Raw genomic sequence first — 23,906 nt, 5'->3', positions numbered from 1 at the left:
AAGCTTATATTGGCAATATAGATACAGAAGAGTCAAAAACAGCCTCTATCTGTTCATGATTAAACGTAAACAAAACATTTGGGAACGGAGTTGTAACCGTAAATTCCATTCCATTCTCTGTCGCTGTTGCTGTTAAGTTTATATCAGTTGATAGTTCATAAGATGATTCATTTATTGTCACCTGTGAGACAAGCGTTATAAGTCTGGCAGGTTCTCCCTTACGGATATACTCCTGTCCACCATCCCCTGTCTGATAACACCAGGATCCACTCGAATCCCTCCATATCTTTATTGATGCAGGACCGGTTCCAATCTCTATTTCATATCCCTCTAACTTAGCATCGGTCTCCTGATCATACGTCCAGCATAGTTTTGTTGCCTGGATAGAAACCATCCCACGGTCTTCAAAACCACTGCTCTCCGTTACATATGCATCCATACTGCTGTCCTGTTGTTCCACTTCCGGACGCGGTATTGTTAAGTCAGGCAATATTGCAGGCTGTGTCCATTCACTCCATCTGCCCAGCCCTTGTTCTGATACAATTTCTGCAGCCCGCACAGAAATATATTTCCCTGCATATTGGGCATATATGTCCTCCCGGAGAGGCAGAAGTATACTTACAGGATCAATACCTGCACCATAAGCACTTATATACCTCTTATCAAGAACTGAACCATCTTCAGGGTTCGTGATCTCTATCTGATAAACCCTTCTGTTTTTTCCCGTATCCGTAATTTGGTATGCGATATCCCTGTAGGAAGAAACTTCGCATAACAAATCTATCATTGGTTCCGGCGCATAATCCGTTAATGTGGTGGTGTCTGTAAGCCAGAGATCCGGCTCCTGTTTATAACGGAACCAAAGTGATATCGGTGAGTTTTCATACCTTGTAAGATTTCCATCATCCTCAGACCCTGAAACTACAGCCTGTACGGATACCTGTGATGTAAATAAATTCTTATCATATACAGATCCATTGATTTTTTCAGCATCTAAAAGGACAAATGTAAATACCGGAATATTCTCCTCTGTGCTTTCTTCCCATTCTATAAAGGAACGAACCTCAATAGGCTCTGTGGCATCCGAAGATTCCCATGCATTTTCTGTAAATGGAAGTTCCGCAAAATCCCCTTTATAAATGGTAGTCCAATACACAGCCGTATCATCTTGCCAGCAGGCCGGGGCTTCATTTTGAATATTCCCTATCCCAACATCCTGTGCCGATGAGTTACAGTACACATGATATCCTCCATCACCTGACGGCTCCAGGTAAATCCAATCTACTCCATATGCGGTATAATGAACATCCTGATCAATATCAGTATCAGAAGCAGCCCTTATTCTTTGTATACGATATCCATCTGCAAAAAGGCGCCCCTCAAACTTTAACGATTTGTGTTCCACGGGAATATGTGTCACAAGATTATCCAGTGTCCATCCTCCGTGATTATCATAATATATTGTTTTTATCCCTTCAGACTGCTGTGTTTCTTCCACCTGAACCCTTGGTATATGAATCCATTTGTAATTTACAGTTTTTTCTGTGGCATCATCCTCATCAGACCACCAGGAACTAATATTACTTTCCGATATACTCCTGAGTGCTATTTTCAGCCATTTCCCTGCATACTCAGTATTAATTCCTTTTAATACATATGAAGAACTGCTGAAATTTCCATTCATAACTGTCTGTGACTCTTTCGTGACCAGCGTTTTGATCAATCCGCTGCCTGAATTCCAGTAATCCGAAGTACTGTCTCCCTGAGGTGCATCTCCTGGTGTTTTTGCGGATGTATCTGCTATATCCTCCTCAACAGGTTCCTCATATACAGCCATTGCAATCTGATATTTTCCTTGATAGAGATTTTCATGCTCATCCTCTAAAGATAAAGAAATCCCTTCTTCGGTAAATTGGTTCTTCGTCATATATGTATCTGTTTTTCCATCCTCATGTTTTTTATATTGAGGCGTAGATTCTATCCCGGAAACGTCAGGCACTATAAGACGGCTGGGCAATGTCATTTCTCTCACTACACCATCAGGACCATTTCGATAAACAGTATTGCCAAGCGCTGACAATGCACGGACAGAAATTTCCAATAATTCGCCCCTCTCATAATCATTTAAATCCAGCATTCTGGTTATAGTATTTTTTTCCTTATCTCCTTCTTCCATATTGAATGTCCATATCTCTGTAAGATTTTTTGATATGGTAAGTTCAGGTGTTTGCGTCCAGCCCAATTCCATTCTTTTTTCTACTGTCCCACCGTTTTTATTTTCCTTCCACACATAAACCGCGTTTTGGTTTCCAGCCTCCTCTGTTACATCTCCGCCTTTGCTTTCATATGACTGCTTATACTTTTCAAGGTCTTTATCAAAGTCATCTTTTTTATCATACTTTGATGTAGCTTCATTATCCCTACTTGAGCGGTTGACCGTTATCTCATATCCACCTATATGCCCGCGTTCTGCAGTAGGTACCTGATTCCAGGTAATATCATAACTAAGAGAGTTTTTCTCTACCTCACTATCATTTTTATGAAGAAGGACTGTGGGCCTTGATACTTGTGAAAGTTTCAAATGTATATCAAATGATTGTTCGCTTCTGGAAGGAAATTTCAGAGTCTTATTATTTCCGTCAGTGGCACCCACGTGTGCTACTGATAATACAATATTTGGATAATTCCACACCTCCTCGTTGTCCTGGAATGTATAAGTCCAGTAGGCGTTCCCTTCTGCATGATAACTGTCCGGTGTTTCACTATTTACAGTGACTGCCTTTAACAGTACCTTTGTTCCATCATTCGTAACACCCCGCAACTGCAGATCATATATTGCATTTTTATCTGCTTTTCCTTCATCCCATACAAAATTATATGATTTCCCATCGCTCCTAAGAGGATATATTTTACTTATAACAGGGGATGGCTGGATAGCTCTGTCATATGCCGGATTTGCTGCCGTTACCTTGCTCTTATCATCTGAAACAACGTAATTACGGCTCTTAACCTGCCTGCTGTAATCATTGTTGGCAAGAATAGCACTATAGATCACTTCATATGTCCCATCACTATTACGCCTTATAACATATCCTGCTTTTAAAGAAATCTTTGTATTATCTGAACCTGTTGTAAAAATAGGACTATTCTGTCTTTCTTTGTCCAGAAGATCACCGTTTTTCATATAAGATATCAATTCGGTCTCAGTTATTCCATTTTTCACCGGGTGGCCATACCAACAGACATATGACTGGTTCTGCCAGGGATATGTACGCACCGTTATATTTTTATAGTCCAATAAATCTTCCGGTAGATTATTCAGATTACTCGTCATAGTTCCTGAATTCTGTGTTACATGGGAGACGCCTGCTGCAACTGCAATATCGCAAGTTAATACTTGGTTCTCTGCCATATCATTAAATCTGTAATCCTTTACTACTAATTCGGAATTCATATATAATTCTGTCACATTATTTGCTTTTGTCATATTTATCTGGTTGTATAAATTTCCGGTCCTATCTCCATAGAATTCCGAAAAAACAGATGTCACATAATTATTATTTTTCAGCGCGTTTACTCCATAAAACGCACATTGCAAAGTTACACGACCGGATTCAGAATAATCACCTGCAGCCACCGCATATGCAGTTATTATCTGATTTTCATTTATATTTTGCAGAGATGTATTTGCTACAGATTTTCCATTAGCAGTGTTAATTGAAAAACTATTTCCATTAGATAAACTTATATTTATCTTTGTAGCTTTGCTTCCTGAATAATCCTCCTTATTATCCAGAACAGCCACAAAACTCTGGGCATTACACCCACCGTTTTGTCCGTATGCAGCCAGCTCTATATGTATTTTAGGCTCTGGTAATGGTTCTTTTACAGACGTCTCCGCCTTCACCCAGGCAGATGCCCCTGGCTGACGCCTGCCACTGTCCGGTCCGTATATTTCTTTTTTATAATCCTCTTCATTATATTTTCCACTGACCGTTCTTACATATGCCTCCATCTTATATCCATAATATTCAACAGGAATCTGCATACCGTAAAACTCAATACCATAAGAAATATCCATAGGATCTTCAAAATTGCTGAAAACTTCCCGGTCATTATCCTTTGTATCAATCACCCTGTATACCAATTGATCCTTATCATAAGTGCTGTTTTTGTGTCCCCATTTCACTACTAAAACACCTGACTTATTCTGCATTGTCAGACCTGTCGGTGAATCCGGTGAATCTAATGCTGCAGTCTTACCTCTATAATACTCAACAATTTTAGGGTCTATTTCCTCGTAAATAAGCTGACGTGGACCTTTTTCTTCCTCAATAAAAGTAAACTTGGAAGCGTCATTAAAGCTATTTTGAGGGTTATTCACTAATCCTGTCAGTTGAAATTTTTTATTAGAATTGTAAATAGTATATAACCCCGATTGGGCATTTACAGTTAATTTAACTCCAGCGGATGATCTCCCAGAGAAATAATAAGATTCTTCAATGGTGCCACCGCTTTTTGCCAAACCACCCTTATTTGTGATACTAAAGGCATCCTGTATTCTCTTGTAACTTGTCTGGGGTACAATACCATAAAAACCGGAATCAGAACTATTACCATAGTTTCTGCAGCGATAAAAATATGTATTTGCACTGTTTATTACCGCCCCTATTCCTCCTGCTGTGCTGCCTTTTATACAGCCTTCATTAACACAGTCAGAATATTTAATAGTAATTGTCTTTAATGGATTGGTATGTCCCGTAATTCCTCCTGCTTGGTCAACACTTGTAATATCACCGAAATTTTTACATGCTGTAAATATAGAGATTGGCATATCCATGGTTATATCATTTGCATAAAATGAGGCAACTAAACCTGCCGCTATAGATGTACCACCCACTTTACCGGCCTCTATATCCCCATAGTTTACGCACTTCTCAAAAGATGCCCCTTTATATTTTACACGCCCAATAGCGCCCCCAACGAGAATCCCTTTTACATCACCGTAATTCTCATAATAAGCTATTTTCATGGCTCCATTCTCGTTGTTTTCCATTCGGCCTATTAAGCCGCCACCAGTGACATTTGAACTGTTTTTATTAACACTGACATCCGCATAATTAGCCACATAACTTATGTCTCTGCCAGAGGAACTGTATCCCATAATACCACCGGTTCCTGCATCATTAGTATAGTACGTGGATTCTACAGACCATTTCTTTCCTGTAGACAGCAATTCCTCTCTGCTTCCGGTAACCACGGCGCCTTTTACATTATTGCCGACAATACCACCGGTATGGCCTGCACGATTAATCACTTTTACTTCTTTCTGAGACATGCTAGCGTTATCGCAATCCATGATCTTACCATAATTCCATCCCACCAGGCCGCCTACATATCCCATAGCCACGTTGCCATTTTGAAATCCCGATTCAATTGTGGTGTTCTTTGCCAAACCTATATAAGAATAACTAATATTACCGTTCTCATTATTCTTGCCGGTTATCCCTCCCATGTTTACCAAATTGTCTGCAGAACCATTGGCCTTTAACATCCCATCATAACTGCATTTTAAAATACTCGATTCATTCACTCCGGCTATACCGCCATACCCCGTATCCGTACTGCCCATATTACCGGTTATATCTGCAGCCACAGTGCATTTTTCAATAAAACCATAGTTAGCCCCTGTAATACCTCCCATATTAGCATAGGTGGCATTGTTACCGGCAAATCCTATCATAACATCTGCCAATTCCGCACCACTGATTTGGCTTTCCGTGTTGTTGATCCCTGCTACTCCCCCTAAATTACTTTTAGAAGTATAGGAATACACGTTTGCATTTTGAACTGCGTTACTGCCTAACCTGATTTCCCCGCTGTTGATTCCTGCTATTCCGCCTATATTGCTGGAACCGCTGTTATCCATATTCTCAACGGTAATATCACGTATTGTACAGTTTTCAATTAAACCTTTTTTATTATTTCTCCCTACCAACCCACCGATATTTTCATTTCCACTGAATGTGATCCTGCCTTCTACTTTACTCCCCGTAATCTTTCCATTGTTTTCCGCGGCAATGCCTCCGCAGTCTCCATTAGATGCTGTTACAATCTGGGTATCAGTACAATTTTTTATACTACTATTATTAAATGAAACGATACCACCTGCTACACCTGACTTTGTAGACGATATGATGCCGTTATTCCAGCATTCCTCTATGACCCCTGATGATTCACCACCGATTCCACCTACGGTTCCGTTAACAGCAGTAACCGACGCATTATTTGTAAGCCCTTGCATGGGGTGATCCATATTACTACCTGCAAATCCTCCTACAACTTTGTTGCCATTTACACTGCCGGATAGAGCAAAACTATAGTCATTATTCAGGTTTCCATGGTTTTTACCCGTAACGCCGCCAATATAATCACCTGATGAACTGACACTGGCAATAGCCAGATCATTGATCTTTACATCCTCAGGCCTTCTCTCATTAAGCAAGATAACACCACTATCATAATTATAACCAGCCACACCACCTACATAATCCCCAGTGGCAACTACATTGGCCTGGAACAGGTATGGTGTCTTAATGGTGCCATAATTTTCTGATACAATCCCACCTACATAATCTTTACCTGTAATCGTCTTATCCGTAAATCTACAATCCTCCACAGTTCCCTTATTTAATCCTGCAATGCCTCCAACATAACTACGATCAGCACTTCCAATACTGGATACACTGCACTTCTTAATTAAGCCCTCATTAACCTCACAGATACCTCCCAGATATGTTCCCTGCGCTGTCACATCCCCCACATCCTGATTACTACAGTTATCCACTATCACATACTTTTCGACCTTACCAATAACCCCTCCAGCATAAGAAAATGAAAATTCTTCCTCTACAGATTCGTTGCCTTCAGGCCTCTTCTCAGAGTTTGTAATCCCTTTTCTTGCTGTCACCGGTGTCTTATTTACAACATTAGCGATCGTAAGCCTGGTATCCGGAGTATTATACCCTACTACACCTCCCACATAGATATCCGCATTTAGACTTCCAAATTTGATCAATTGATCGGAGTTATCCTCCAAACCTTCTATCGTAAGGCGGTTCTCCGTTTCTTCGCCTGATACATCGGATATTTCTTGTACAACCTCTTCTAAAATATTCCCAGACGCTTCCATCTCCTCTATAATCTCTTTTGCTAAGGCTCCAGTCTTATCCCTATCTTTTTCCTCATCTGCATTGCCCTGTAAAAGCTGATTATAACCTATAAACCCACCTGTAAAAGCGGTTGCGTCTACATTCCCCAAAAAATTGTCTGAATTAAATTCAGCCCGGATGTTTTCATTTGATGCTACAATATTTCCTCCTATTATGCCACTGACACAATAATTACCTGTAACTACATTCGGGTTCGATACTAATACCTGATCCTCCAACAACGCTTTAGATGCATTCAGCCCCACGTATCCGCCTACAAAAGTACCCGACCCTTTAATATATCCTCCTGCAAGTGTATAGTCTTCCACTCTTGCTTCCACATCATTATATCCTACAATTCCGCCCACATAATTGTTTCCTGCAATATAACTGACTAGCGGAATTGTTTTCCTGAAATAGTCCTGACCCGGTTCTGCTGCCCTGATACTTCCATTATTATAACCTGCAATTCCACCTGCATAGTCGCCATGCAGGGTCTGTGCATCCGTGATCTTCCTTGCTGTATTATCTGAGGTTACCTCACTGCTGCAATTCTCAATGATGCCTGTGTTGACACCTGTGATACCCCCCACATAATCTCCACTGGCGGCAATAATTCCTTTATTTATCCAATTTGATATTTTTTTACTTTCATCTCTCTCAAGATCGGGGATTTGAATGCCGGCGTTTTCGCCTAAGCTGCCGCTGTTACATCCACTTATTCCACCCACATAGCTGTTACCAATTACATTTGCTTCGTTTACATTTTCTTTTCCATCCAGCGATACAGCCTTGCTTTCATTATATCCAACGATTCCACCCACAAACTGAAATCCAAAGATAAATCCTTCTCTGTTTTTTTCCTGTTCCGTATTGCAGTTTTCTATCAGGCTGTTTCTGTTATATCCCGCAATCCCTCCAACGTACACTCCGTTTAATTTTGCAGTAAGAATCTCTTCATTACCCTTTTGAAGCAAATTCTCTATTTCTAAAGATGTATATTGGGGCGAACTGGTACAATTCTTTATTTGCAGCTGCTTCTCATCGTCAGTCTTATTATCGCATAGTCCTGTGATCCCCCCGATATACTTAGCTGTAGCCGCATTAGTCTGACCTTTTTCATTAAACGGCACAGCTTCCACAATTCCATAATTGGTGCAGTTTTTGACCAAAATGCTGTTAGTTTCATCTGCCTGAAAACGACCTGCAATACCACCGGCGTACGTGACTCCTGTCACAGCTGCACGGTTGACAAGCGCCTTAAGTTCTGCTGGACCAGCATTGCTTTTTGTTATCTGTTCTCCTGTGATTCCACCAACATTAGATACACCTGACACAATGCTTGGACTTTTCTCCTCTTCACTATTATTGACTGTAAGCTCTGATAACTGCCCTGCATTTTTTCCAGAAAAAGTCCCTACTGAATTTGTGCCATTCACTGTAATTTGATCCAATATAAGCTTATGTATTGCCCCGTTATTTTGAATAAATAAACCGACAGGCCCATTTTTTACATTTTGGATCGTTCCTGCAATATCTGTTGTACCATAAGAACCCACTTTACTATTAGAACTTTCCAGCAGCGTCATACCGCTTATAGAGTATGCTTTATCCCCTTTACTTTCTAAGGTTGATGTAGACTTTAATTGTATAATGGAAGGGAACGCCGTATTTGCCTCCTTTATGGGAGAAACAGATGATAATTTTCCTTCTTTTTTCTCTTTCTTATAAACCCGGTCTGTATCATACAGATTTCCTTCTGATATAAATTTTTTCCAGTCAATATTATTGGCAAGCTGATATACATTATGTATCACTTGCATTTCTTTTTTTTCCTCTGTTTTATCTTCCAGATAACGAATATTATATAAATGTCTTATACTTGTTAAGGAATATGTATATGTACTGCTGTCGTCATTATTTTCTGTGTCTTTATAAGAAGCAAAATACGTGTTTGTACTATTGCTCTGCTTCTTTGCTGTCGGTTTATAGTAAGCACCTGAACCTTTAACCGTACAGAAAATGTCTTCCGTATTTACACCAAAACGATGAAAGCTGTAGGAATTCTTAAATGTCTCATAGACATCAGACGTACCCTTAGGATCTTCCGCGTTAATTAAATCAATTGCATAATTATAACATGCACTGGACGCACTCAAGTCCACTGCATCTAAAATCACTCTTACAGTCTCATTTTCCTCCAGCCAGGCCAAAACAGGGAATTCCCTGGATTCCAGCCGCTTCCCGGTATTATTGTATTTACTCACTTTACATATGACCGGTTCCCTGCTCTCAGCATCTTTTCTCTGCAGCTTTGTTCCGTCCAGCTGGATGACCAGCTTTTTATCTTTAGTATCCTTATGGCATATTGTAATTTCATATGTCATTGCTGTAAGAGCTTCTTTTACCTTGCTGAGCCTGAAGGACAGGTTCAAAGTATCCCCGTTATTTAACTTAACATCAGTCAGTGATGGCTTCTGCGCTTTTGTACTAGTAGCTTTTGACAATGTGTCAACACCATAATACCCCACTAGATTCTTTTTACGGACACTATATTCCCGGTTAGTAATATCAACGGTTCCCTTTTTATTTACATTGCCATATTCAAACTTTTCATTTTTATTACTATACAGAACAGAAAAGACCTGTCCGTCTTCCGGAGTGAATTCCACACAAACAGCCGCATTCAGTATAGAAGAATCATATACATATGGTAAAAGCAGATCGTATAATGCAATAATTTCAACATCTGGTTTATCTCCATTGCCAGTCTTGTACTCCTGATATTGTCTGAATGTCTGAGCATCGCCTTTAAGATAACAGATCTCACCTCTGTATTTCTCTTTGTCAGTTTTTCCCTGGCTGGCTGGCCATAAGGAATCAAGGCTATATTTCCCGCCCTCGTCATTCACTAATTCATTCACCTTTACCTGATTTCTATAGTCTTCATTTTCATATAGAACTTGCTGCAGCACGCCAAGCTGCCCATTCTCACTATATTCCGTCAAATGATTCTGCGCTGCACTAAACAACGTCTTCGCATACTCATTCTGCTCCTTAAACTGCGACCACCGGATCCACGTCATCACGCCAAACACTGCCCCTCCAGCCAGTATCAGCACAATACAAATGACCACAATAAGTTCAACCAGCGTATATCCACCCTGGTTTCTGTTCCTGTCTGTTCTATTTTTGTGAATTTTCCTGTACAATACCCCTTTTTCCATCTGATCCACTCATTCCTTATTCAAGCCCACATCTGGTATCCCTGCAGAAACGTTTGTTAATACAAATACGCACACTGCTTCTGCCAGTCAACTACCGGACTGCCCGCACCGGCCACCGGCCGGACATGATCCTAGAAATACTGTTCCAAATCCCTTTTATCATTAGTATACTGGACCGCCGTCTCCTTTGTTATATACCCTTCCCGCACAAGTCTCATCAGATCCATATTCAGCGTATGCATACCCGAAGCACCGCCTGACTGCATCATACTACTCATCTGATGGCTCTTATTCTCACGGATCAGATTCGTGATCGCATCAGTACCTAGAAGAATCTCTGTTCCTGGGATCCTTCCTCTGCCATCCGGCACAGGCATCAGACACTGGGTGATAACACCCTTTAAAACTCCTGCCAGCTGTGTTCTTGCCTGATTCTGGCTTTCTGAAGGACACGCGTCAATCACACGCTCAATCGTCTGTGCCGCACCTGTGGTATGGAGCGTTGACAGCACCAGATGTCCTGTCTCAGCCGCAGTCAGCGCAGCCATGATGGTCTCATAGTCACGCATCTCTCCCACCAAGATAATGTCCGGGTCTTCACGCAGTGCACTTCGCAGCGCAGATGCAAAATCAATCACATCTCTTCCTGTCTCTCTCTGGTGTATCAGAGCCATTTTACTCTCATACGTGTACTCAACCGGATCTTCTATGGTTATGATATGCTCTGCCCTTGTCTGGTTAATGTGTTCGATCATTGCTGCCAATGTGGTTGACTTACCGCTTCCCGTAGGCCCTGTGACCAGGATCAGCCCTCTGGGTTCCTCAGCCAGTTTGTACAGAAGCTGGGGCATATGCAGTTCCTCCAAAGTGGGGATATGATTATTCAGCAGACGTATAGTAGCTGCAATCTTCCCCTGCTGCCGGAACACATTCACCCTCTGCCTGTTGTGGTCCGGAGTTTCCAGCGCAAAGTCAATATCATATCCCTCTGCCAGACGTTCCTTCTGTCTCTCATCCAAAAGGCCATACAGCATAAGCTCTGTCTCATGGTCATCCGGCTGTGCAAGTGTCTGTTCCAGCTTTCCATGAACACGCATCATAAGCGGCATTCCCGCAGAAATATGAAGGTCAGAAGCATTCTCCTCCCTTCCCATCATTATTAATTGATTCAGATCATACATTACTTTGCCCTCCATTTTCATTTCTGCCGAAATCCTGTTCTGCATTTAACAGTCTGCATATACACTGACCAAACAACCGCACTGTTTCCGCCTGTCTATTTGTAATACGCTACCTTTTTCAGTTCTTCCACACTTGTGACCCCCTCCTGAACCATACTCAGTCCGGCATCCTTCAGTGTCTTCATATTTTGCTTCTCAACAGCATAATCCTGTATGGCCTCCGCAGAAGCCCCCTCCATGATCATCTTACGGACAGTCCTGTCTATCAGCAGCACTTCATGGATCGCGATCCTTCCTCTATATCCCGTATAGTTACACTGTGGACATCCCTTAGGATGCATGATTTTCTTGATATCCGGCCCCACGACCTGTCTCTCCTCCGCAGTGGGAGCGGTCTCCTCCCCGCAGTCAGGACATATTTTCCTCATAAGTCTCTGCGCGATGATCCCTACCAGCGAGTTAGCAACCATATAAGGCTGCAGCCCCATATCCTCCAGTCTGATGATCGAAGACGACGCATCATTCGTATGAAGCGTGGAAAACACCAGATGACCGGTAATTGCCGAACGGACTGAAATGGATGCAGTCTCCACATCCCTGGTTTCACCTACCATGATAATATCGGGGTCCTGACGCAGCAACGCCCGCAGACCAATCTCAAAAGTCAGTCCAGACTGATTGTTTACCTGCATCTGGTTGATTTTAGGCAGGTTCTTTTCCACCGGGTCCTCTATGGTGGAAATATTCACTGCACGTTTAGACAGCCCTGTAAGTATCATATACAGTGTGGTGGTTTTTCCGGAGCCTGTAGGTCCTGTAAAATAAATGATCCCATTTGGAGACCCCAGCATACTCTTCAATTTCTTGTAATCACCCTCGTGCATACCAAAAGTTTCCGGATAATCTATGTTGGAGTTATTGGCAAGCAGTCTGAGCACGGCCTTTTCCCCAAACACTGTGGGAATCACAGACACTCGGATATTCACATATTCTCCTGCCACCCTCATTCTGAAATGCCCGTCCTGGGGAACTCTCCGCTCTGCAATATCCATGTTGCCTAAAATCTTGATCCTCGCGATCAAAGACGCATGCAGGTTTTTCTGCAGTGTCACAAATTCTACGATCACACCGTCAATACGCATACGGACTGTAGTCTTATCCTCAAATGGTTCGATATGGATATCTGACGCATTTGTATTATATGCCCTGTCGATCAAACGGCTGAGCAGGTTGATAATGGGAGTGTCATCATCTCCCTCCTCGTCTATATTAAACTCATCCGTAAGGGCCAGATCCTCGAACTGTTCATTTGCCACACTTGCAGCTTTTCTGGCTTCCACCTCACTGTAGTAATAACCAATGGCATTTTTCAGGCTGCTTCGGCCGCTTAGGCAGATTTCAAGCTGCATACCCGTGAGCTGTCGGATATCCTCAATAGCATAGAAATTAAGCGGGTCATACAGAACAATGGTCAGTACACCTTCCGCCTGTTTTACAGCCAGCATCTCATATTTTTCCGCTAGCTGCCTGGGAATCTTCTGTACAGCTTCCACATCCACCTCAATTGTGGAAATATCAATGATCCGCACCTGAAGAAGTGTGGACAGTGCCTCCAAAAGCTGCTCCTCTGAAATAAATCCCATATCCGTCAAGGCAGCTCCCAGACGTACCCCTTTATGCTCTTTCTGATAAGCCAGGGCTGCGCTTATCTGTTCTTCCGTGACATATCCGTATTCTTTCAAAACGTCTCCGATACGAACATTTCTGATATTATTGTCCATGATAACTCCTACTGCTCCTCTGCCTCACTGTTTCCTTCTGTCCCGGTTTCTGTCTCCATATTTTCAAGAGCTTCCCCTAAAAGCCGCTCCTGCACATACATCTCAACATCCTGATACATATATATTTCAACTGACATACTCAATGTGTATTCACTGCTGCCTTCCTTCTGGTTCTTCTGCCATGAAAAATCAGTCACCCTCTGTCTGGGCTTCTGACTGACGGTGACATCCAGCATGGCCTGCAGATTTTCCCTGGAGCCAGTCATGTTCATAGTAAGACTGGCTGTATACATACCGTCAAAGGGTGTCTCCTCACTGTTTTCCTGCTCCGCGCCAAATATAATATCTCCGTAGTTCAGAATCGTGGTATACGCTGTAAAGTCAGGCATTTTAATGTCCATATCTGAAACCTGTATGCCGCAGTTTACTGCTGTGTTGGTCATCATACGGTCAATCTCCACACTTTTCATCACAGGGTAATACTTTTCCTGCATGGCAGCCAGTTCCGTTTCCGCCTTTTCCATTCTGTTTTTCATCCCGGGCAGTGCTGTCACTTTCATTTCTTTCTCCTGCTTTTCCACCTCTGCCTCCGCGATCTCTTCCCCCAGCTTCTGCGTATTTTCCATCAGAGGCATCAGAATCCCTGCGATCAGGCCGAACATAATAAGAAAAACGGCCAATACCAGCAATATTTTTTTGTCTCTCTCCGTTACTTTCAGTGTCATTCCTCTGCTACCTCCTGCTGTACCGGGGCCATCGTGCAGTTCACTTTCACACTCCAGTCTCCGTCCTGGTTCTGTGAGTATCCGGTGTAATCCACAGACGCAAAGATCTCCTTTTCCATAAGCAGCGCAATAAACTGGTTGATCTGCTCCACATCCCCTGCACTGGTATTAAAGCTCAGTATTCCCGTTGTGGAATCATAGGAGCTGATCTGCGCAGATACCAGTCCTTCTGCGCAGGCTACGATGGTATACTCCACTGTGCTGTCCACAAGAGGATATTCCTCCAGTTCCACGCCAAGGGATTCCATGCCTGTGTGGATGGCTGATATAGCTGACATTCTTTCCTGGGCCGCATCATATTCCTGACACGCTTCAAGGACAGAAGCACTTTGATTAAAATCCTCCAATGCTTTCAATTCATTGGTCAGCATAATTTTTCTCACCAGCAGCACAAGAGATACCAGAACTAACACGCCTATAATTACCCCCACCGGAACTGTGATCTTTCTTCTGGCTTTTCTTCTCTCTATCTGTTCCGGTGTATATTTAATCTGAGCCGCCACATTTGTTTTCGGATCTGTCTTCAGCATTCCGCCAATAGCCAGTGCAAAATTGGCAAAGCTGATATATGGGTCATTTGTCTTGGCGTATGTAAAATATTTGCTGCTTTCCAGTTTATCCACACCCAGATCCGCATTGATCTGGGCTATGCTGTCCTCATAAACAATGTAGTCCTCATCTGACAACCCCGCAACATACACATCCGTTATCTTCTGCGGTATATTCTGCGCCTTTGCAAACTGGATCAGATTACTGACAGCCCTGGCTGTCTCCACCGCATATCCGGGTGTCCCCGGCTCTGAGAAGAGTCTCTTTTTGTTAAAGGTCTCATACCTGCCTTCAACTAAGAGCGCATTGGTCAGGTTCATCTCATCCACAAACTGGACAATACAGGTTTTTCCTTTGAGCTGCTCCATCTTATCCAAAAGCCGTATCATGGACCCATTGGCACATTCAATTCCGGACAGCTTCACACCCAGCTTCGCAAACAACTCAACAAACTGTATGGCATAATCCCTGGGTGCTGCCATGGCAAATACCTTCCGTATCTTTGCCTTTTTATCCTCCCCATGTAACTGAAAATAGCCGTAAACCGGACTGGATATTCTCCCCACATCCGTAAATTCACGGCTCAGGTATTCCATCATTTTCTTTTCATTCAATACCGGTACCTGCACAACCTTCGCCGTAAACTGGTTGCTGTCCAGCACCAGATAGACATCTTTTTTGGGCAGGTTCTGCACCTCCCACTGTTCCCGCAGCAGTTCAAGCAGGCTTTCCTCATCCACAATAGCCCCGTTCACCAGACATCCTGTGGTGTCAATTGTATAGTACATCCCCCGGACACTCACTTTTCCGGAGGAATAATCACCTGTCACTATCCTTATGTATTTATTCGATAAATATACGGTCAGCATGTTGTTTCCCCTTTCTAAGACATTCCTGCAATGGAATCATAAGAACCATAAAGTGCACTGAATACAGATACCATAACAAATGCCACGATCACGCCCATAACCAAAAGCATGATCGGCTCAACATAAGAAACCATTTTTGCAATTGCCATATCTGCATCATATTCCATAAAATCTGCAGTTGAGGACAACATGGTATCCAGACTTCCCGTCTCCTCCCCCACCCGTATGGAGTCGGACAGTTTTCTTACAAATCCATCTACCAAATCCAGGCCGTCACTCAGATTATTACCTGCTCTTACAAAGGGGATCACCTGATCAAACTGGGCATCTATATAATCATTTCCGATTGTCTTCCTTGCGATCTGCAGCGCTGAGACAATGGGGATACCCGCGGAATACAGAGAACTCAATGTCCTTGCAAACCTCGATGTACAGATTGTCTTCTGCAGCTTTCCAAACAGAGGTACTTTCAGTTTAAACCTGTGCCACTGCAGGCGCACCTTCGGAATAAACAGCAGTGCTCTGACACCTACAATGAGAAGTATCACCACTACCAGCACTATGATCCAGTGGTTCTGCAGGAGATCACTGAACCCCATGAGAATCCTGGTAGACAGGGGCAGCTCTTCCATCTGGGCGAACAGCTCTTCAAACTGGGGAAGCACAAATTTAGTAAGTATCAGTACAACTGCTACCACCATAATCCCCAATATCTTAGGATATGTCATAGAACTGGATATTTTTGAGTTCAGTTTGTGGCTCTTCTCATAATGTTCTGCCATCTGCATAGATACTTTATCCAAATTACCGCTGGTCTCTGCTGAGCGGTACATATAAATCATCAAAGGCGGAAACGCCCCGTTCTGTGCCTCCATGGCATCTGAGAGCGCAATACCCTGCCGAATCTGTCTGAGTAAATCCTCATAGATTCCCCGCTGTTTCTGGCTGACCGCCTCACCGCTGGCTATAATATTCAGGGCTCTGACAAGCGTAACGCCGGAAGCGATCAGTGTACCCAGCTGCCTTGAAAAATCCGCCAGAACTTTAGGCTTGAACTGCTTTACGCCTTTTGCATTCTTCATTTCTTTGGCATTCAGTAAAAAAGCGTCCTGTTCATGCAGTTTCTGCTGCAGCTCCGTGTCATCAGCTACGTTCATGATGCCCTTTATTACTTTACCATCCAGTGTCCTTGCCTTATATTTAAACTGTGCCATAAAAAGGCCTCCCAATATGTAGTTGAAAAGTACAGTATCCCCATACCTTTAGCCGTTATATTTTCAAAAATCCCAAATACCATGAAATAATCTGTTCTCCCCATAAAAGGCCGATTACCATCCCCATACAGAGAAAGGGTCCAAACGCGAAATGGTCCTTCCTGCTTTTCTTCTTCCCAAGCAGCAGTCCGATCCCCCATATTCCTCCCAGTAAAATAGCAAGGAACGCGGAAACCAGTGTGATTTTCCATCCCAAAAATGCTCCGCATGCGCCCATCAGCTTAATATCCCCGCCGCCGAATGCCCCCGGTACTGCCAGTGTCAGAAGAAGCATGGGGATACTCACGCAGACAACCCCCATGAGCCTGGAGACAAGGGATATTTCCGGCATTGTAAAACATGCTGCCACAGCCAATATGTATATGGCGATCCAGCTCCCGTCCTCAATTTCCATGGTGTCTATGTCCATAAACGACACTACTGTCAGAATACAGAAAAACAGGAACACGGTCAATGCCACAGCCGGATTTTCCTTATAATACCAAGCGCAGAACAGCGCGGCTCCGCCGCCAAAAAGTTCTATGAGTGTATCCCTGACACCAATTTTCTTTTTACAGTAACGGCACTTTCCACCCAGGAAAACGTAACTGAACAGCGGAATCAAATCCAAAGCCCCCAATTGATGACTGCAGGATGGGCAGAGAGAATGTCCTCTCACAAAATCCATTTTTCTGGGAACACGGTAGATGATCACGTTCAGAAAAGAAAAAATACACGTTCCCGAAAAAAATATCAATACAGCAATGAATGCCTGATAACTATTATATACGTCCATATCAGCCTCTTTGTTCCGAATTATTTTTTTAGAAGGACGAACTTCTCTTGGTGATACACGAATATTCATCCTCTTAAAAAGACAATTCCGAATTAAATTTCACGTTTGCCCCCGGAAATGACAAAAAGGGATTTCACCTGGCTCATACCAAACGAAATCCCCTCCTGTTATTAGTTTTTATAATGCCGGGTCTTCCGGTAAATTGTCCATATTCCGGAATCCTTATCATCTGCTTCGTAGATTACTAAGTATTTTCCCTCCTGATATGTCATGCTCAGCACACGGCATTTGGCTTTATCCCAAGATACAAGATGAATTTCACCTTCCACACCGGAATAACTCTTCACTTCCTCTTCCGCCTCCTCCGCCATTCCACTTTCACGTGAACTGTCCAGAAGCGGTTCATCTAAACCATTGTACTGTATAGAGAGCAGTTCTGTGTTCAGGAGCACATTTTTGGCACTTCGCAGTGCAGACCGCATTTGTATGGATTGATCCCAATACCATAGCGCTGGTGCAAGAACAGCTATGCTGATTAGGAGCGTTAGCAGGGAGATTTTTAGTAGTCTGCGGAATTTTGTTTTGCGGGTGAGAGTTTCATAATCTGTTTGCATTTTTAATTATGAAACCTCCTTATGTTCATTCAATTAATCCATACAAGTTCCAGACCAGCCTACATCTTTCGTCCAAATTGCATTAAATTTCCCATTAAAGTATGAAAAATATGTAACTTCTCCATCAGTAACCGTATAATTTGCTTCATTTTTATTTTTAGGAACTACTTGTGTAGCGCCTGCTGCAACACTTGTAACTGTTGCACCTGCGGCTGTTGTCGGCAAAGTGACTGTTATATTCTCTGTTGAATATAAATCAGCAATCTGTGCCTGTAAGTCTACTAAAATAGTACCTGCATCTGCCTTACAATTGGCCTTTTGTGATTTTTCAACATATTTCAGAACATTAGGTACCATTACCGCTGACAGCACCAAAATAATAACAATAACAACAATCAATTCCACCAGAGTAAAACCTTTTTTATTTTTCCGGTTTTCCCTTAATTTTTTCACCATATGTGAATTCCTCCATTAACTTTATTTTCCATCCACATACCTGCACCTGAATGTGGATGATACATGCGGATAAAATAGCAAACCTGCATTTACTCTTCGTATAATCATATTGCAAGCCACTGCTTGTATGCCGCATTTACCCGAACTCTTGCATTGATTTATTATATAATTTTTGACTACTTTTGTCAACAAAACCATTAACAATCAAATTAATTCTTTCTTAATTTTTGCAAATTTGTAATATTCACTTTAATATTTATCTTATCGTCTCTTTTGTATGTCATAAAGGTTAATTGAATTTAATTAAATATCCAAAGCCTTTTTTCACAACCAATTTTTCTCCTACTTTTCCCCCTCCTTTATCATCTCCAGCAGTGCCCTCTGTGCATTCTTTGAATAATACAGAACCTCATACTCATTCCCTTTTTCGCTTACCCGCATCTCTGCTGTAATCCTATTTTCTTTCCCTTTTCTCCCCCGATTCCCTATGTTTCGGGATATCCTTCATCCAGCAGCTTTTACTGCACTGCCTTATTGGTAAGACGCTTCACAGCGCTTTCATCACGCAGTTCATTTATCTGAGAGACCAGTTCACTCAGCGTCATCTTATCGGCAGACAAAAACCTCTGTTCCTTATCCTCTGTCAAACACTATCCCCGTCATCCGGCACATTATCCCTGATACAGGCCACAAAGCGCTCCCCGTACTTTTCATATTTAAATTCTCCCACCCCTGTAACCGACAACATTGCGTTTCTGGTTCTCGGCTTTAATATACACATATGGGTCAAGGTCTTGTCGGAGAAAACAATATAAGGCGGGACCTTCTCCTCCCTTGCAATTTCTGTCCGAAGCCCCCGCAGCACTTCAAAGAGCTGTTCCTCTTCCTCCGTAAATTCCGCTCCTGCAAACCCGGCGGCAGGCCCTTTCCTGCTCTTCTTCTTTTTCTTCTCACCGGATGTATGTTCCTGCTCTTTTGCCATTTTCATAGTGATCTGTACCCCGTCAGCCAGCACCTCCTCCGATTTAACGGTCAGCTTTACAACTGCGTACTCATCATTGGTAACGGTAAGATACTCATTTAATAGCAGATAATTGATAACCTGTCTCAGCCTATAGGTGGGCACTTTTGCCAGCTCCCCATAATTGGGATTCTCATTCATCCTGTAATTTCTTATCTTCGCCGTATTTGCCCCGTGTACCGTGTCTATAATAACCGTAGTTCCATATCTCTGTCTGCTGCTTTTCACACACCCGATCAGGGCCTTTGCAATCTCTGTCACATCCACAGTCTCAAACTGGCTCAGACAGTTAGAACAATTCCCGCAGTAATTCTCCCCATATTCTCCGAAATACCGCAGTATGTAATCCCGCAGGCATTCATTCGTAAAACAATAATACGTCATCTTACGAAGTCTCTCCCTGTCCCGCTCTGCCACCATCTCCTGTGTCACCTGGTCAAGCTCCTGGTTATCCTGGCTGTTGTCAATGAACAGTTGGTTTGTCACCACATCCTGCCCCCCATAGAGCAAAATACACTCCGACGGCTCCCCGTCACGTCCTGCACGGCCAGCCTCCTGGTAATAACTCTCCATGTTTTTCGGCATATTATAATGCACCACAAATCTTACGTTTGACTTGTCAATTCCCATGCCAAACGCATTTGTGGCCACGATGATCTGATACCTGTCATATATAAAATCATCCTGATTCCGCTTCCTCTCCCCGTCACCAAGCCCTGCATGATAACGGGTCACGGAAAACCCATCCTCCCGCAGCCTTCCGCATACTTCCTCCACACCTTTCCTGGTCAGACAGTATACAATGCCGCATTCACCGGGATGCATTTCCAGATAATTTTTCAGCACTTCATATTTATTCTTTGGAGCCTGCACTCCAAAATATAGGTTCGGCCTGTCAAACCCTGTTGTCAATACCTCCGGATCCTCCAGGAGCAGAATATCCATAATATCATCCCGCACCTCTTTGGTGGCCGTAGCCGTAAATGCGCTCACTACGGGCCGTTTCGGCAGTTTTTTAATAAACTCCACAATCTTCAGATAACTGGGCCTGAAATCCTGTCCCCACTGGGAAACACAATGTGCCTCATCCACCGCCACCATCACAATATTTGCATGAAGGGCAAAATCCAAAAACTCCTCTGTCACCAGCCGCTCCGGCGCCACATAGATAATGGGGTATCTCCCCTGTCTCGCATAATCCAGCGCTTTATAATATTGCCCCACTGTCAGCGAACTGTTCAGAAACGCCGCATGGATCCCCGCCTGATTCAAAGAACCCACCTGGTCCTTCATCAGGGAAATGAGAGGCGAGATCACCAGGGTGATCCCATCCATAAGCATGGCAGGCACCTGGTAACAAAGGGATTTTCCCGCTCCTGTGGGCATGATCCCTAGCACATCCCTCCCCGACAGAATGCTGTCTATCAGCAGTTCCTGCCCATCCCGGAAGGTATCATAGCCAAAGTATTTTTTCAGTATTTGATATTTATCCATACTGCCTCCTTCTTTTAACTGTATACTATATCTAAAAGTATAGAACCATTTATTTTCCTTCGTTGTCTGCCCGCAAACCATATCATTTACACCATAAAAATGCAAGCAAAATCCATTGATCTCATTTACATTCCCCTGCAATTTAGTATAATAAAGATATAAACTTTGCACGAAACCATTTATACACATTCTACTGCCAAATGGACAGGGTTTTCCACAAAAAGCAGAAAAAATGTGGGAAAGGGGTCTTTATGACCAACGAAACATGCCCCACTTCCGGTTAAACGTGTCTTCTTCCCGCTCCACAAAGGGATGGACGGCTTCATGAGTCCCCGGCAGTATGAAAAACTATACTGGAAACCACTGAAAAAGATCATGCTTGCCCTCATAGATATGGGAGTCACCCCCTTTATCTACACAGAAGGAAAATACAACAGCCGTCTGGAACAGCTTGCGGACGTACCAGCCGGAAAAGTTATCTATCATTTTGAGAGTGTGGATATGGCCCAGGCCAAGAAAACCCTTGGAAATACTGCCTGTATATCCGGAAATCTGCCCATCTATCTGCTGGAATACGGAACAAAACAGCAGGTCATAGATGCCTGCAAATCACTCATAGATACCTGTGCCCCGGGCGGCGGATATATCTTTGATACAAATGGAAGTATTGATAATGCGAAACGCGAAAACATAGAAGCGATGTATGACACCGTACTTAACTACGGCAGAAAATAAACTGAAACATCTGGTGTCCTGGGAGACTGCTGCCTCCCAGGATTCTGCATAGAGATATAGAATTTATTAGTAACATGCAATAGATTCTGTCTGAGGCAGAAATTTGGCATAATTACTTTTACTGCATTTAATCGTTTGATTTGAATATGCATGTTTCTTCTGATCTCCTAATATCCACAATCAGACCTGGACAATTGTTATTGACTTAATAATTGATCCCCATTTAGCTTTTCCCCCATACTTTCTCCCTCCTGGATAAACGTTTTCCTTTTTAATGATTGCTTTAAAAATGTGGGAATTTTTATTTTCAGAACGAAAATAATTCTATGCAGAAAATGCATTAAATAATGAATATATCATACCACAAACCAGACAAACATGCAACGAAAAAATACCATACCAGACATGTTTTTATGCCTGGTACAGCGTTTTCAAAGTTTACATTTTTACAAATTAGAATACCCCATCAAAGATGCATCCACCTCCTCAGCCGCCTTCCGCCCTTCCCGGATCGCCCAGACAACCAATGACTGTCCCCTGTGCATATCCCCAGCCGCGAAGATACCGGGTATACTGGTCTCATATCCCTCCGGTTTGGTGGCTACATTCGTTCTCTCATTCACAGACACCTTAAACGAATCCGTCACATATTTCTGACTTCCCAGAAATCCTGCCGCAATGAGCACAAGCTGGGCATCAATCACCTCTTCGCTCCCTTTTACAGGAACCATATTCATGCGCCCTGTCTTTTCATCCCGTTTACTCTCCAGTTTTACGGTCTTTGCTTTCTGCACATTCCCCTTTTCATCCTTGATGAACTCCGTCACTGTAGTCTGATAAATCCTGGGATCATGCCCGAACACTGCAATTGCCTCCTCCTGTCCGTAATCTGTCTTGCAGACACGGGGCCACTGAGGCCAGGGGTTACTGTCAGCCCTTGTATCGGGAGCTTTCGGCATCATTTCAAGCTGCGTTACCGATTTTGCCCCCAATCGGAGGGCTGTTCCCACACAGTCATTTCCCGTGTCACCACCCCCGATCACCAGCACATGTTTTCCCTTGGCAGATACAAACTTATGATCCTTTAGACCCGGATCCAGCAGACTCCTGGTCACAGAAGCAAGAAAATCAACAGCAAAATAAATATGATGAGCATCCCTCCCCGGGACTTTGATATCCCTGGGGTTGGAAGCCCCGCAGCAGAGTACGATCCGGTCAAACCCCTTCTGTAACTCAGCCGCCTTTATATCTTTTCCAACATCCACACCTGTTTTAAAAACAACGCCCTCTTCCTCCATAAGTCCCACTCTTCTGTCGATCACTGCCTTATCCAGTTTCATATTAGGTATGCCGTAACGCAGCAGCCCTCCGATTCTGTCATTCCTTTCAAACACAGTGACCTGATGCCCTCTTCTGTTGAGCTGCTGCGCCGCTGCCATGCCGGAAGGGCCGCTGCCTATAACAGCCACCTTCTTTCCTGTCCTCACCTTTGGAACCTGTGGTTTTACCCATCCTCTCTCAAAAGCAGTCTCAATAATGGCAAGTTCATTTTCCTTGGTTCCCACAGGCTCCCCGTTTAAGTTACAGGTACATGCAGCTTCGCAGAGTGCAGGGCACACCCTTGCTGTAAATTCCGGAAAACTGTGTGTTTTGGAGAGACGCAGATATGCCTGTTCCCAGTTTCCCGTGTATACCAGATCATTTGTCTCCGGTACCAGATTATGCAGCGGGCACCCCGAAACCATGCCCCCCAGCACATCCCCTGACTGGCAGAACGGGACGCCGCACTCCATGCAGCGTGCTCCCTGTTTCCGCTGTTCTTCTATGGGCAGATATTTTTTAAACTCTCTGAAATGCTTGATCCTTTCTTTTGGTTCCTCCATTTGGGCACTTACTCTGTTGTATTCTAAAAATCCTGTCGGCTTTCCCATCTC

Annotated in this window: 13 protein-coding genes; 1 reads left to right on the top strand and 12 read right to left on the bottom strand. The window is 43.3% G+C overall.

The annotated features are described in order from the left end of the window. Positions 1–4 precede the first annotated feature (4 nt). From A4V09_RS20425 to recQ, 11 genes are all read right to left on the bottom strand, one after another. On the bottom strand, positions 5–10,438 hold the full coding sequence (locus A4V09_RS20425) for a prepilin-type N-terminal cleavage/methylation domain-containing protein (RefSeq protein WP_065543938.1): 10,434 nt from the start codon (positions 10,436–10,438) through the stop codon (positions 5–7). A 131-nt stretch (positions 10,439–10,569) separates the two neighbouring features. Beyond that, positions 10,570–11,634 carry a type IV pilus twitching motility protein PilT gene (locus A4V09_RS20420; RefSeq protein ID WP_242963878.1) on the bottom strand — a complete coding sequence of 355 codons (1,065 nt, stop codon included), beginning with the start codon at positions 11,632–11,634 and terminating at the stop codon, positions 10,570–10,572. An 80-nt stretch (positions 11,635–11,714) separates the two neighbouring features. Beyond that, entirely contained in the window at positions 11,715–13,400 is a 1,686-nt protein-coding gene (locus tag A4V09_RS20415) for a GspE/PulE family protein (protein ID WP_242963877.1), read from the bottom strand. A gap of 8 nt (positions 13,401–13,408) precedes the next feature. Continuing rightward, positions 13,409–14,125 (bottom strand): hypothetical protein, encoded by a 717-nt coding sequence (locus tag A4V09_RS20410; RefSeq protein WP_065543937.1) that lies wholly within the window; start codon positions 14,123–14,125, stop codon positions 13,409–13,411. Further along, positions 14,122–15,603 carry a type IV pilus biogenesis protein PilM gene (locus tag A4V09_RS20405; protein ID WP_065543936.1) on the bottom strand — a complete coding sequence of 494 codons (1,482 nt, stop codon included), beginning with the start codon at positions 15,601–15,603 and terminating at the stop codon, positions 14,122–14,124. The genes A4V09_RS20410 and A4V09_RS20405 overlap by 4 nt, the downstream gene beginning before the upstream one ends. Positions 15,604–15,617: 14 nt before the next feature. Further along, a complete protein-coding gene (locus A4V09_RS20400) occupies positions 15,618–16,817 on the bottom strand; it encodes a type II secretion system F family protein (RefSeq protein ID WP_065543935.1) in 1,200 nt (399 codons plus the stop codon). Positions 16,818–16,872: 55 nt separating this feature from the next. Then, positions 16,873–17,652, bottom strand: coding sequence for a prepilin peptidase (locus A4V09_RS20395; protein WP_065543934.1), 780 nt, complete (start codon positions 17,650–17,652; stop codon positions 16,873–16,875). A 170-nt stretch (positions 17,653–17,822) separates the two neighbouring features. Then, entirely contained in the window at positions 17,823–18,266 is a 444-nt protein-coding gene (locus A4V09_RS20390) for a hypothetical protein (protein ID WP_157123536.1), read from the bottom strand. A 33-nt stretch (positions 18,267–18,299) separates the two neighbouring features. After that, positions 18,300–18,722: a prepilin-type N-terminal cleavage/methylation domain-containing protein gene (locus A4V09_RS20385; protein ID WP_065543932.1), complete on the bottom strand. Its 423-nt coding sequence runs from the start codon at positions 18,720–18,722 to the stop codon at positions 18,300–18,302. A 518-nt stretch (positions 18,723–19,240) separates the two neighbouring features. Continuing rightward, a complete protein-coding gene (locus A4V09_RS25815; protein WP_274537179.1) occupies positions 19,241–19,369 on the bottom strand; it encodes a hypothetical protein in 129 nt (42 codons plus the stop codon). Continuing rightward, on the bottom strand, positions 19,366–21,237 hold the full coding sequence (gene recQ / locus A4V09_RS20380; protein WP_065543931.1) for a DNA helicase RecQ: 1,872 nt from the start codon (positions 21,235–21,237) through the stop codon (positions 19,366–19,368). The genes A4V09_RS25815 and recQ overlap by 4 nt, the downstream gene beginning before the upstream one ends. A gap of 324 nt (positions 21,238–21,561) precedes the next feature. On the opposite strand from recQ, the gene A4V09_RS20375 reads away from it, so the two are divergent. After that, positions 21,562–21,972 carry a uroporphyrinogen decarboxylase family protein gene (locus tag A4V09_RS20375; RefSeq protein ID WP_242963876.1) on the top strand — a complete coding sequence of 137 codons (411 nt, stop codon included), beginning with the start codon at positions 21,562–21,564 and terminating at the stop codon, positions 21,970–21,972. A gap of 446 nt (positions 21,973–22,418) precedes the next feature. Here A4V09_RS20375 and A4V09_RS20370 read toward each other — a convergent pair whose 3' ends face one another. Then, on the bottom strand, positions 22,419–23,903 hold the full coding sequence (locus tag A4V09_RS20370; protein ID WP_065543930.1) for a glutamate synthase subunit beta: 1,485 nt from the start codon (positions 23,901–23,903) through the stop codon (positions 22,419–22,421). Positions 23,904–23,906 lie beyond the last annotated feature (3 nt).

Origin of the sequence: Blautia pseudococcoides, from assembly GCF_001689125.2 — a bacterium.
GTDB classification, from domain to species: Bacteria; Bacillota; Clostridia; order Lachnospirales; family Lachnospiraceae; genus Blautia; species Blautia pseudococcoides.
This window is presented reverse-complemented; position numbering and strand designations above follow the sequence as displayed.